Origin of the sequence: Neolewinella aquimaris, from assembly GCF_014197245.1 — a bacterium.
Classification (GTDB): Bacteria; Bacteroidota; Bacteroidia; order Chitinophagales; family Saprospiraceae; genus Neolewinella; species Neolewinella aquimaris.
Genome location: NZ_JACIFF010000005.1, coordinates 1 through 13533, shown reverse-complemented (window position 1 = coordinate 13533; position 13533 = coordinate 1). Strand labels below are relative to the sequence as shown.

Here is a 13533-nt window from a genome sequence, read left to right as displayed (position 1 = left end):
ACAATTTTCGGGGCGGCGGCGCGCAGGAGCGGTGTAAGCAACAAAAAAGCCCGTCCGATGGGTACGGACGGGCTTCTTTTTCGGTTGCTGCGGTGTGGATTAGAACCGTAGGGTTACGGTTTCGCCGATCCCACACTCTACGCGGAGTTTCTGGCCCTCCTCGAACCCGCGCTGGAATGCTTCGGAGCGAATGGGCATCGAGCTACGGTAGTTGCCGATGCGGCGGTTGGCGTCGGCGGCGACGTCACTGTCTACGCTCTTGGCGTAGTTGTACTTGTCGATGGCGGCGAGTACGGCGAGGCGCTGATCCCAGGCATCGCTGCAGTTGCGGCTCATGCGGCCGTAGAGGTCACCGATCAGGATGTAGGGCTTGCCCCAGTTCGACTTCAGTTCCGCGGCGCGGTTGGCGTTCTGGCGGGCGGCACCGTACTGGCCGAGTTCGCTGACCTGCAACTGGGCCATGTAGTAGTAAGCCTGTGCCTTCTTTTCGTTGTCTTCGGTTGCTTCGATACCACGCTGGTAAGCTTCCAGGGCTTCCTGGTACTTGCCTTCCTTGGTCAGCTCGGAACCTTCGTAGAGGGGGTTCAGGCGGCGGCGTTCGGCCTCGTACTCGTCCTTCTTCACGGCGTAGAGCTGGTCGTAGAGCATCTGTACGTGCTGCACGTCGGTGTCGGTCGAGTCACAGCCCTGCACCTTCAGTTTGGTGATGATGTACTTGAGGACGTCGAGGCTGTCCTTGTTCTCCTCTACTTTGGGCATCAGCAGTCCCTTGAAGTAATCGCAGTCGAAGATTTCGTCGGCGAATTCAAGTACGTCTGCTTCCAGGTTATCCTTTCCGGCCTGGTAGTAGGGGGCGTAAGTTTCGTTGTTCTCGATGTTGTAATCGGCAACTTTGGCGGCCTTGTCGTAGAGTTCGCGGACGCGGGTGTTGTCGATGGTCTTCTCCTTGAAGTAGTAGTTGAGCAGCTTTCCGAGAGGGGCGAGGACCACGTACTCCGTATCGTTTCCGCCCGCGTCGATGGCCTTTTCAATGGTCGTCATGGCATCTTCGCTGTAGCCGACGAGGTAGAACATATCGGAGCCCTTACGTCCCAGCAGGTAAGCTTCGTACTTGGGGTAGCACTCCAGCTCCTGGTCGTACAGCTTAAAGATCATATCGGTGTACTCCTGCTTTTTGGCCTCGTCCGTAGCCTTCTGGGCCATCGCCTTGTAGAGGAGCCGCCCGTCGCGGTAATGAAAAGGGCGGTTGCCGTCCGCCGCGGGTGCGATGTCGTAGGCTTTTTTCCAGTTGTTAAAGGCGTCGTTAAATTCTGAATCGGAGAGGGCAGCAAGCTCTTCGGCCGTTTTACCCTTTATGAAATTACGGTACGCTACGTGAGCATTCTCAGCTTGCTCTTTTTGTGGCGAATCTACCCAGGTCACGCACTGAGCGTTCGCCAGGGATACGGAGCCGCAAAAGACCAGCGTTAGCGCGAGGGTGCGGAGGATGGTTTGCATATTGGTTTAATTAAGTTTGCGTTTAAAGAACCAGGAGTTGTCGTTGAGACTAAATCCTAGCATTAGTTGTACATAGGTCTCATCAAGCACGTCGGGCACCCCAAATTTACCATATTCGACGGCAAGGTCAAGAAAGGAAACTTGCTGTCGGGGCAAACGTATGGGGAAACCTAGCCCTAAGGTAACGGCATTTCGGCGAGCCTGCACCCCACTTACGACCCGCGGGTCGTCCTCCAGACGGGCACCGAGGCGGTAGCGAACCCGCTGCCAGTACCGATTGTAGGAGTCGTAGTTGGGGATGTATTGTATGCCCACGGCGATCCGATTGACGTCAGCCAGTTGTTCGGGTTGGGCATCGTTGGTATAGTTGCTGTAAGCCGTACCGCCGTATTCGGCACCGACGTAGAGTCGGTTGAAGTCTTCGAAGGCAAGTCCGACCGAATAGCTGGCGGGTAAGCTTACGTTGCCGCCGACGCCCTCCTCAAAGCGGACGGTATCGCGGATGGACACATTACCCGAGGGACTAAACTTGCGGAAAAGAAGACTCGACTCGGAGTTGACGTTACCGCCCAGCGTCCCGTTGGCACCTACGATGATCCGCTTACCGTTGGGCACTTTTAGTCCGGCTTCGTCGATGTCGGTAAAGTTAATGGCGTACTGTAGGCCGTAACCCAGGCTGAACCCACTTACGCTGAGCTCTTCCAGAAATTCGGTGGCCAGGGCCTCGGGAATGCTGTCAAAGGCCAGGATGCGGCTGTTGGTGATCTTTCCGAAATTATAGTTTACGTTTAATCCGCCGGATAGGCCGCGGTAGCGCAGGGCGGTCGACCAGCTGAACCGGTACGCCCCCCCCGTGCCCTTCAGCTGATTGGAAGTGGGGCCGGTAATGTCGTCTTCACTACGAAGTTCCAGGTCGTAGCCCACGAGGGTGGTGGGGGCCAGGGAGAAGGCCATTCCGCCGTTCCAGGAGTTCATCAGCCGGTCGAGGTTCAGGTTGATCGGATTGCGCAGGGGAAAGCCCAGGGCGATGTAGCGCAGGTTACCCTGCCAGGCGTTGGCACTGCCACTGGCGTCGGTCAGTTCGGAGTTGCGGGCGTAAATCCCGATTTCGAAACTGGTGGCCTGCAGGCTGGCCAGGCTGGCGGGGTTGAGCAGGTTGAGGTGGTAGGCATCTTGATAAGTGGACTGCAAGCCTCCCATGCCTGCCGCCGCGGCGTGTACCTGATCCATAGGGTCACCCAGGCCAAAGCGGCTCAGGGGACTGTTTTGTTTGGGACGAATGTCAACGAAGTCAAGCCCCGGTGTCGTCTGCGCAACTACCCCGCTACCGTAGGCCAGGAAGACCAGGAGCAGCGCAAAGGGAAGCAGACTTGATTTATACATGCTTGTTGACATAAGTTGACAATATTTGATTGAGCCCAAGTAGGACCAAATTGGGGTAGCTTAAAACGTCAATGGAAAAATAGGGAAGAAGCAGGGGCGCATCGCCTCCCGTCAGCACCAACTGAAGATCGCGGTGAACGGTAAGCAGGCGCCCAAACAGCCCCTCGATCTCGTACACTACGCCCAGTTGGCCGCCGTGCAGCAGTGCCTGCCCGGTCGAGCGACCTACCAGGTCGGTCGCCGTGCCCGTCTCGATCAGGGGAAGACGTGCGGTGTGCTCGTGCATCGAGCGCAGTCGCATGGTCACGCCAGGACTGATGTTGCCACCGAGGTAGCGATCGTTACGATCCACCAGATCACTGGTCACGCAGCTGCCCGCATCTACGATGAGGCGTGCCGTGTGCATCCTTCCTACCGTACCGGCTACGACCGCGATGCGATCCTGGCCGAGCGTATCCATGGTTTGGTAATCGGATTGAAACGGCAGCGGAAGCGTGCGGTCGAGGGAGTAAACCCCGAGTCCGGCCTTTTTCCATTTATCCGTCCACCGTTGGGATGGCACGTTTGCCACGGTAGAATAGATGATGTTTTGCACCCCAAGGTTGGTTACCATTCCGTCGATGGCCGACCAGTCGCCGGATTTAACCCGGGCGACCGGAAGCATCATCTCACCGTCGGTAAAGGCCGCGGCCTTTGTGCCGGAATTTCCGACATCGACGACAAGATTGCGGGATGGTGAGCTCATCTTAAAGTCGGCTATAAGACGCGAAAACCGTGGGGGTGGGTTCTTAAGCGGAAGTTAAAGTCCGGAGTGTTTTATTCTGCCTAGTGCTTGAAGTGCCGAACACCCGTCATGACCATAGCGATATCGGCCGCATTTGCTGCGTTGATGGAGTCCTTGTCCTTGATCGACCCTCCGGGCTGTACCACGGCGGTGATGCCGGCTTCTCCGGCGATCTCGACGCAGTCAGAGAAGGGGAAAAAGGCGTCCGAAGCCATCACTGCATCTTTAAGCTCGAAACCGAAGTTCTTGGCCTTGGTCATCGCCTGCTTGAGTGCGTCGACGCGGCTGGTCTGGCCACAACCCATGCCGATGAGCTGGTTGTCGCGGGCCAGCGCGATCGTGTTGGACTTCAGGTGCTTGGCGCACTTGTTGGCGAAAACGAGATCAGCGGTTTCACGGCCCGTCGGCTGGCGCTCGGTGACGATCTCGAACTGATCGGCGCTTTCGGTCTGTAAGTCGGTATTCTGCACGATGACTCCGTTGAGGAGACTCTTGAAGGTATCCAACTGCTGCTGCAGGTGGTGGTACTGCAGGAGTACGCGGTTCTTCTTCTTACTGAGCAACTCTAGTGCGGAGTCGGTGAAGTCGGGCGCGATCAGTACCTCGTAAAAGAGCTTGTCGATTTCCTGGGCTACGGATAGCTCCAGCGGCTGGTTGGTAATGAGGATACCGCCAAAGGCCGAGATCGGATCGCCGGCCAGGGCGGCCTTCCAGGCTTCGAGCTGGGTGGGGCGGACGGCCACGCCGCAGGCATTGGTATGCTTGAGAATAATGAAGGTGGGGTCGGCGTCCTCAAACTCCTTCATGAGGGCCACGGCGGCGTCGATGTCGACCAGGTTGTTGTAGCTCAGTTCCTTACCGTTGAGCTTGGTAAACATCTCGTTGAGCCGGCCGAAGAAGGTCGCTTCCTGGTGGGGATTTTCGCCGTACCGCAGGCCATTGGCCTTCATCTCGCTGCGCTTGAAGACGGGCAGTTCGCCATCTTCGTTAAAGTAGCTGAAGATGGCCGTATCGTAATGACTGCTTACCGCGAAGCCGCGGCGGGCCAGTTGCCGGCGTTCCGCTAGTTCCGAAACGCCCGCTCCCTCTTCGATGATCCGTTGCAGGGTGCTGTAGTCCTCGCGGCTGGGTACGATCACTACGTCGTTGTAATTTTTGGCGGCGGCCCGAATCAGGGCAATGCCACCGATATCGATCTTTTCGATGATGAGTTCTTCTTCTTCGGTATTGGCGACCGTCTCCTCGAAGGGGTACAGGTCAACGATGACCAGGTCGATCTCGGGAATTTCCAGCTGCGCCAGTTGCAGGAGGTGCTCCTCCTCGCGCTTAGCCAGAATACCGCCGTGGACCTTGGGGTGCAGGGTCTTTACGCGACCGTCGAGGATGGAGGGGTAGCCCGTGAGCTCCTCCACCGGCACCACTTCGATCCCGCGATCGCGGATAAAAGTTTCGGTGCCACCGGTGCTATAAATCGTTACGCCGAGTTTGTTCAGGCCATCCACGATGGGGCCGAGGCCTTCCTTATGATAAACGGAGATCAGTGCGGAGCGAATCTTGCGTGATGTCATGGGCACTTGTTGGTTTAAAGGGCGCAAAGATACGCTTTTTACGTCCGCCACAGGAATCCTCCCCCCTTCCGGATTTTAGGCCCAGCACCCAGCCCTCGTGGTTGACTACCCGGCGGTGAAGCTTATCGCCTGTCCCCCAGGGCCGGTGGAGCAGCCCCCTTAGCTCTTCCCGCTGCTGCCGGTCACGCAGCCACCGTACGTAGCTTTCTACCTGCTCGCGGTCGCGGATGGCATCCGTAAGGGGAAGGGTGATCATGCTGGGATAGATCTCTGCATGCAGGATCATTGCTCCCGCGTTCCCCGCCCAGTGCTCCTCAAACGGCCAGATAAAGGAACGGTCGCTCAGGCCGGAGTGATCGCGCAAGTACCGCACGCGCGGAATACCGAGTAAGGCCTGGCTACCCACGCTCCCCGTATAGGCCAGTTTCCAGGCGGGCTGCATGCGCGAATGAAGCCGTTCGGTGGCCCGACGCTCGTTCAGCAAGCCCCGACGGGTCGGCACCGGGTAGTTAAAATCTTTGCGCGACCCCAGGAATATGCCGCTCTGTCCCGTGGGTACGCCCCAGAATGGTCCCGCGGGCGCTCCCGTGCGCTGATTGAGCATCGCCCCTACGCAGAAGCGATTGTTGCGGTTGTCCGGTTCGTCCGTCACCAGCTGGTCGATGCAGTCCCAAACGGCTCGCCAGGCGGGCTTGCCCTTAAGCCGCAGTGCCTTCGCGAAGCCTTTCGGATAGCCGAAGGAGAAGTCCCAACCCACCAGCACCCGCTCACCGTGCAGCGCCAGTAGCCGCGCTTCTACGTACGCTACACACGCCTGCCGGGTCCGGAAATAACGGGTAGCCACCTCGCTCCCCTGCCGCGCGCTTCCCTCAGCCAACCAAACCGCATCCTTACTGGGCTTAGCGGGACTGGGCACGTTGCGGGCACTCCAGTCGATGGCGAAGAAGTGGGAGAACATGGGGGTAAATTTTAAATGTGAAATTTAAAATTTAAAATTGCCGGCGCACACTCGCTGCGCTCGACGGGCAGTCGTCGGCCGACCGAGGAACGAGGCTCGTCCGCCGACTGGATTGGAGAGGTAGGAATTTACCATTTACCGTTTACGATGTACCATTTACCATTTGGCTGCCGCACGTGAAGTCGTCGGCCGACCGCAGCGATAGCGAAGGCTCGTCCGCCGACTGAGAGGAGGGGAAATTTAAAATTGAAAATGGGAAATTTAAAATTGCCGGCGCACACTCGCTGCGCTCGACGGGCAGTCGTCGGCCGACCGAGGAACGAGGCTCGTCCGCCGACTGGATTCGAGAGGTAGGAATTTACCATTTACCATTTGGCTGCCGCACGTGCCACACCAGACGAGCTCCCGCAGAGCGAGCATCCCCGCAAATTGTAGATGGTAAATTCGAAGTGGTAAATGGTAAATTTTACGCTACCATCTCATAAATCCCTTCCCGCTTTTTCTCAATCTCGTCTGACTCTACGTACTCGCTGTAGGGCATTAGGCTGTCGACCATGCCACCGGGGCCGATCTCGAGGATGCGGTTGGCGACGGTTTGTACGAGTTCGTGGTCGTGGCTGCTCATGATGAGGTTGCCCTTGAAGTCCTTGAGCGCGTTGTTGAGTGCGGTGATGCTTTCCAGGTCAAGGTGGTTGGTGGGCTCGTCGAGGAGGAGGAAGTTAGGGTGGTTGAGCATGGCTTTCGACATCATGCAGCGCACCTTTTCGCCCCCGCTCAGGACGCTCACGTTCTTGTGTACTTCTTCGCCGCCGAAGAGCATCCGTCCGAGGAAGCCGCGGATGAACTGCTCGTCCTTATTCTGGGAGTACTGCCGCAGCCACTCCACGAGGTCGAGCTGACCGACTTCTTCGGTGAAGAACTCATTGTTCTCGTTGGGGAGGTACTGGGGGGCAATGGTTTGTCCCCACTCGATGGTGCCGCTGTCGGCCTCGGTGATGCCGGCTAGTATCTCGTAGAAGGCGGTGATGGCGGCGGAGTCCATGCTGACGAGGGCGATCTTGTCCGGCCCGTTCATCGTGAAGCTGACGCCGGAGAACAGGGTGGTGCCGTCGGGTGATTTTTTGCTGAGGTTGCTCACCTTCAGGATCTGGTCGCCCGGCTCCCGTTCGGGCTGGAAGGCAATGAAGGGGTACTTGCGGCTGCTGGGCTTGATCTCCTCGAGGTTGAGCTTGTCGAGGGCCTTCTTGCGGCTGGTGGCCTGCTTCGACTTCGAGGCGTTGGCCGAGAAGCGCTGGATGAATTCCATCATCTCGGCACGCTTCTGCTCCATTTTCTTGTTCTTGTTCTGCATCTGCTGCATGGCCAGCTGCGACGACTGGTACCAGAAGCTGTAGTTGCCGGTGTAGATGGTGGCCTGCTGACGGTCGATGTCGACGATATGGGTACACACCATATCGAGGAAATAGCGGTCGTGGCTTACGACGATCACCGTGTTCTGGAAGTCGGCGAGGAAGTCGGCCAGCCAGTGTACCGTGTGGGCGTCGAGGTCGTTGGTCGGCTCGTCGAGCAGTAGGATGTCGGGATTACCGAAGAGCGCCTGGGCGAGCAGCACCTTCACCTTTTCGGGGCCGGTCAGTTCCTCCATCAGCTTGTAGTGGAGGTCTTCCTTGATGCCCATGTTGGAGAGCAGTTCGGCGGCGTCGGAATCGGCCGTCCAGCCACCCATTTCGCCGTACTGGTTTTCGAGTTCGGCGGCCCGCATTCCGTCGGCGTCGGTAGCCTCCGGATTCATATAGATGGCGTTCTTCTCCTGCTCGATGCGGTAGAGTTCCTCGTAGCCCATCTTTACGACTTCCAGCACTTCCTTATCCTCGTAGCCGAAGTGATTCTGGCTGAGTACGGCCATGCGGTTGCCGGGTTCGAGCGAGGCCTTGCCCCGGTTGGCGATCAGTTCACCGGAGAGCACCTTGAGGAAGGTCGACTTACCGGCGCCGTTGGCCCCGATAATGCCGTAGCAATTGCCCCGAACGAAGTTCAGGTTGACCTCATTAAACAACACGCGTTTACCAAATTGGACGGTAAGGTCCTGCACTGAAAGCATAACAATAAAATTTTAGCGTGCGAAGATAACGCTTTTATACGCAGGCGGTTGGGAGATAGATGTACATCGCCCGTCGGGTAACAACGAGTGCCCAAATCCACCGGTGGTCAATGCTCTACCAACCGCCGGGATGTCGCGAACGGACGCGAATACACATTCTCCCTTTATCAGGGTAGCGAGGTCGCGTTCTCCGGCCATGGATTCATCTGTCGAGTTAGGCGGGCACCATTTTGGCTACTTCCATCCGGTCGTAATTGCGGTGCTGGGCGATCGCCTTGATGAAGTCTTTCGGACTTCCATCCACGAATACGGCGGCGTCGTCCTTATGGTCTGCCACAAAGGTCGCGTCCAGCAGTTGCTCTCCCGCTCCGTCGGTGGCGATGGCCTTGCAGTGCTTGAAGGCTTCGTTGACGAACTTTTTGTACTTAGCTTTCTTCAGCAGCGCCTCGATCGATTTCTTTCCGCCGGGCACGTACACCGCATCGAAGAGTACGCTTTCCGTGGTCATAATCGCGGCATCCACCTTATGCTCGTGGCCCTTCGTACAGGTGATGGTGCCGCCGTGGGGAGCGACGATCTTCACCACGGCGTTTTCCCGTTCGAGGGCTTCCTTCATCGGTCCGAAGTCGTCGCCGTCGAAGCCGTCGGCCGCCAGAACCGCGATCTGCCGGGTGGCGATCGTATCGGTTTTGATGTATGTTTCGCTGAGGGCCGGAGACTTGTCGAGGTACACCTTCTTCTTGGGGGGCTGCATTTTTTCGACGTCGGCATCCGCGCCGATGGCCTGGTTGACGGGCCCTTCCACTCTATCGGGCACTTCCATACCCAGTCCGTCGGCAACCGTCTGGGCCAGGTCCTCGTCGATCTGGCTGATCAGGTACAGCATCCGTTTCTGGATGTGGGGGTAGTTGACTTTACCGAGTTCGAAGGTGTAGGCGTCGGCAGTGTGCGCCTTTTCCCAGTCCGTGAGGCTGCGGTAGAACAGGGCCGGTTGTGAATAGTAGTCGACGAAACTCTCGCTGCGCGCCCGGATCTTGTTGCCGTCGACCCGCTCGGTAAACGACTCGAAACCACCCTCGGCAATGCTGGTCAGGTACGGGCAACCTCCACCCAGGCTGTTGGGGAAGTAAGCCGTATTCCCCTTGGGGATCGACATTTGCATGTGACCGTCCCGCTCGTTGTTGTGGACGCCGTTGGTGGGCCGATTGATCGGGATTTGCTCGAAGTTCACGCTGCCCAGTCGGCTCAGTTGCGTGTCCCGGTAGGAGAACAGGCGGCCCTGTAGGAGCGGATCGTTGGAGAAGTCGAGGCCGGGCACCAGGTTAGTGGGCAGGAAGGCGACTTGCTCGGTTTCTGCAAAGAAGTTATCGGGGTTCCGGTTGAGCGTCATCTTACCTACGATCTTGACGGGCACCATCTCCTCGGGAATGAGCTTGGTGGCGTCAAGCAGGTCAAATTCAAACTTATGCTCGTCTTCCTCGGGGATGATCTGCAAGCCCAATTCCCACTCGGGAAACTGTCCGGCGTCGATGGCGTCCCAGAGATCGCGGCGGTGGAAATCGGAGTCGGCGCCGCTGATCTTCACGGCCTCGTCCCAGGTTACGGAGCGCACGCCCAGCAGCGGCTTCCAGTGGAACCGTACGAAGTGGGCTACCCCTTCGTCGTTGAGCATCCGAAAGGTGTGAATACCAAAGCCCTCCATCATGCGTAAGCTGCGGGGAATGCCCCGGTCGCTCATCACCCAGATGTGGTTGTGTAAGGTTTCGGGGGTCAGCGACACGAAGTCATAAAAGGTATCGTGGGCCGATGCAGCCTGGGGGATTTCGCGGTCCGGCTCGGGTTTGACCGAGTGGATCAGGTCCGGAAACTTCATCGCATCCTGGATGAAGAAGATGGGCATGTTGTTGCCCACCAAATCCCAAATACCCTCCTCGGTGTAGAATTTGACGGCGAAGCCGTGGACGTCGCGTGCCAAATCGGTCGATCCCTTTGAACCGGCTACGGTAGAGAAGCGGGTAAAGAGGGGCGTCTTACGTGAAGTATCGTTAAAGATGCCCGCCTTTGTAAACTGGGGGATCGCCTCGTACAATTCAAAATATCCGTGGGCCGCACTACCGCGGGCGTGCACGATCCGCTCGGGGATGCGCTCGTGGTCGAAATGGTTGATCTTCTCCCGCAGCAAAAAATCTTCGAGCAGCGTCCCCCCGCGAATGCCCGCCTTGAGCGAGTTGTTGGTGTCGTTGACCTTAAGACCGGTATTGGTGGTCAGGGGCTGTCCGGTGGGGTCGTTGCGGTACCGGTCCAGCTGCTCGTCTTTGTTCGTTGCGGCGACTTCGCCAGGGGTGTTCTTGTTGCTCATGGGTAGGTGCTTTGTTGATGGGCTTAGATTGACACAACCCCGCGCTAACGTCCATGTTCGGGGCGGCGGCGCGCAGGAGCGAGGTATCTCTATTCTACAGTCGGCGGACGAGCCTCGTGCCTCGGTCGGCCGACGACATACTCGTCGGCCGACTACAAGTCGTCCGCCGAGTAAGCCGGGGGGAAAAGATCCTAAACAGCTAGACGAATAGCATTACCTGTCACCAAGTCGGCGGACGAGCCTCGTGCCTCGGTCGGCCGACGACTTAGCTAGCATATAGTGTCTCGGACCAAAGGCTGCTCGACCCAAAAGACCTTGCACCCGCGCCCCCGCCCAAATGTGTTGCCGGAATGCCCCGCTAAATTGAACCATACCCCACCGATATTCCTTCTTACTAGCCAGCCTAACGGGTTGCAGCGGTCGGAATCCCGGCCCCAAAAATCAAGTAAACATATATGGATAACTCAAAAAAACCCTACCCAAACACCAACGGTACCGAACAGGCGGAAGGTGAAGCCCACGGCCAGTCGCAGAACCAGCAAAACGACCACGACAACGGCAAAGTCTGGGAAGTAAACGAATCAAGCCGAAGCTGCCCGTTTCTGAGCGGAGCCCACTCGACCGCCAGCGCCGGCACCTCCAACCGCGACTGGTGGCCCAACGCCCTGAACCTCTCCATCCTGCGCCAGCACTCCAATAAGACGGACCCGATGGGCGAAGAATTCGACTACGCGGAAGAATTCAAAAGCCTCGACCTGGAAGCCCTTAAGCAGGATCTCCGCGACCTGATGACCGACTCCCAGGACTGGTGGCCGGCCGACTTCGGACACTACGGGCCTTTCTTCATCCGCATGGCGTGGCACAGCGCGGGTACCTACCGCATCGCCGACGGACGGGGCGGTGCCGGATCGGGCGATCAGCGATTTGCCCCCCTCAACAGCTGGCCCGATAATGCCAATCTTGACAAGGCACGCCTCCTGCTGTGGCCCATCAAGAAGAAGTACGGCCGTAAGATCAGCTGGGCCGACCTCCTGGTCCTGACCGGCAACATGGCCCTGGAAACCATGGGCGTAAAACCCTTCGGCTTTGCCGGCGGCCGCGAGGACGTATGGGAACCCGCCAGTGACATCTACTGGGGCAAGGAAAGCGAATGGCTCGGCGACGAACGCTACACCGGCGACCGCCAGCTCGAAAGCCCCCTGGCCGCCGTGCAAATGGGACTCATCTACGTGAACCCCGAAGGCCCCAACAGCGAGCCCGACCCCCTGAAGTCCGCCCGCGACATCCGCGAAACTTTCGGCCGCATGGCCATGAACGACGAGGAAACCGTGGCCCTGATCGCCGGCGGTCACACCTTCGGTAAGACCCACGGCGCCGCCGACCCCGAAAAGTACGTAGCCGCCGAGCCCGCCGGAGCCCCCATCGAGGCCATGAGTACCGGCTGGCACAACAGCTACGAAAGCGGTCACGGCCCCCACACCATCACCAGCGGACTGGAGGTGACCTGGACCAGCACGCCTACCCAGTGGAGCAACGACTACTTCGAATTTCTCTTCAAATTCGACTGGGAGCTTTACAAAAGTCCGGCCGGTGCCTGGCAGTGGCGCCCCAAGAACGGCGAAGGAAACGACCTCGTACCCGATGCGCACATTCCCGGCAAGAAGCACAATCCGTCGATGCTTACCTCCGACATTGCCCTGAAGGTCGACCCGAAGTACCGTGAAATCTCCGAGCGCTTCCGCGACGACAATGAAGCATTCAAGGATGCCTTCGCCCGCGCCTGGTTCAAGCTGATCCACCGCGATATGGGCCCACTGAGCCGCTACCTCGGACCGGACGTGCCCCAGGAGGAACTGCTCTGGCAAGATCCGCTACCCAAGCGCGACTACGAGCTGATCGACGACGCCGACGTGCAAACCCTGAAGGATAAGATCGCCGCGACCGGACTTTCGGTACAGGAACTGGCCTACACGGCCTGGTCTTCCGCCGCTACCTTCCGCGGTTCCGATAAGCGGGGTGGTGCCAACGGTGCCCGCATTCGCTTTGCTCCCCAGCGCAACTGGGAAGTCAATAAGCCGCAACAGCTCAGGAAGGTGCTCGATGCACTGGAGGGCGTACAGCGGGACTTCAACGATGGGCAATCCGGCGGTAAGCAGGTGTCCATCGCCGACCTCATCGTCCTCGGCGGCAACGTAGCCATCGAGAAAGCCGCAAAGGAGGCGGGTAAGGACGTAACCGTTCCCTTCACCCCCGGCCGCGTCGATGCCCGCGAGGACCAGACCGACGTAGAAAGCTTCGAAGCCCTCGAGCCCTACGCCGATGGTTTCCGCAACTACATTAACCGCAACAATCCGATCAACGCCACCGGTGAGGAACTGCTCGTCGACCGTGCCCAACTGCTGACCCTGACCGCTCCCGAAATGACGGTACTGATCGGCGGTATGCGGGCGATGGGCCTGACCTACGACGATTCGAAGTACGGCGTCTTCACCGACAAGCCCGGCACCCTGAATCAGGACTTCTTCGAGAACGTACTGGACCTAGGTACCAAGTGGTCCGCTACCAGCAATGACGAAACCCATTTCGAAGGCAAGAATCGCCGGACCGGAGAGACCAAATTCACCGGTACCCGCACCGACCTGATCTTTGGTTCCAATTCGGAACTGCGGGCCCTGGCCGAGGTGTACGCGGCTGACGATGCCTCCGATAAGTTTGTCCGTGACTTCGTGAAGGCGTGGACGAAGGTGATGGATGCGGATCGGTTTGACGTGAAGCGGTAGGATTGCACCGCCTTTATGTTTGTAGTGTCCATTTTTCTGGTCACATTCTTTAGCGGCAAATGTGTAAATTGTTACGGCGGCCCTTCGCTAGAAGGCAGGGCCG

At 58.4% G+C, this 13533-nt stretch carries 8 protein-coding genes; 1 reads left to right on the top strand and 7 read right to left on the bottom strand.

Annotated elements, in window-relative coordinates; genetic code table 11:
• Positions 1–99: 99 nt before the first annotated feature.
• From GGR28_RS10265 to GGR28_RS10235, 7 genes are all read right to left on the bottom strand, one after another.
• Complete coding sequence (locus GGR28_RS10265) at positions 100–1497, bottom strand: tetratricopeptide repeat protein (protein WP_183495704.1); 1398 nt, start codon at positions 1495–1497, stop codon at positions 100–102.
• 6 nt (positions 1498–1503) lie between these two features.
• Entirely contained in the window at positions 1504–2880 is a 1377-nt protein-coding gene (locus GGR28_RS10260; protein WP_183495703.1) for a hypothetical protein, read from the bottom strand.
• Positions 2873–3625 (bottom strand): type III pantothenate kinase, encoded by a 753-nt coding sequence (locus GGR28_RS10255; RefSeq protein WP_183495702.1) that lies wholly within the window; start codon positions 3623–3625, stop codon positions 2873–2875. The genes GGR28_RS10260 and GGR28_RS10255 overlap by 8 nt, the downstream gene beginning before the upstream one ends.
• 80 nt (positions 3626–3705) lie before the next feature.
• Positions 3706–5232: a bifunctional phosphoribosylaminoimidazolecarboxamide formyltransferase/IMP cyclohydrolase gene (gene purH / locus GGR28_RS10250; RefSeq protein ID WP_183495701.1), complete on the bottom strand. Its 1527-nt coding sequence runs from the start codon at positions 5230–5232 to the stop codon at positions 3706–3708.
• Positions 5186–6190 carry a hypothetical protein gene (locus GGR28_RS10245; protein ID WP_183495700.1) on the bottom strand — a complete coding sequence of 335 codons (1005 nt, stop codon included), beginning with the start codon at positions 6188–6190 and terminating at the stop codon, positions 5186–5188. The genes purH and GGR28_RS10245 overlap by 47 nt, the downstream gene beginning before the upstream one ends.
• 466 nt (positions 6191–6656) lie before the next feature.
• Positions 6657–8291: an ABC-F family ATP-binding cassette domain-containing protein gene (locus tag GGR28_RS10240; protein ID WP_183495699.1), complete on the bottom strand. Its 1635-nt coding sequence runs from the start codon at positions 8289–8291 to the stop codon at positions 6657–6659.
• 214 nt (positions 8292–8505) lie between these two features.
• Positions 8506–10650: a catalase gene (locus tag GGR28_RS10235; protein WP_183495698.1), complete on the bottom strand. Its 2145-nt coding sequence runs from the start codon at positions 10648–10650 to the stop codon at positions 8506–8508.
• Between the two features lie 455 nt (positions 10651–11105).
• On the opposite strand from GGR28_RS10235, the gene katG reads away from it, so the two are divergent.
• Positions 11106–13430, top strand: a complete 2325-nt coding sequence (gene katG, locus GGR28_RS10230; RefSeq protein ID WP_183495697.1) for a catalase/peroxidase HPI — start codon at positions 11106–11108, stop codon at positions 13428–13430.
• Positions 13431–13533 lie beyond the last annotated feature (103 nt).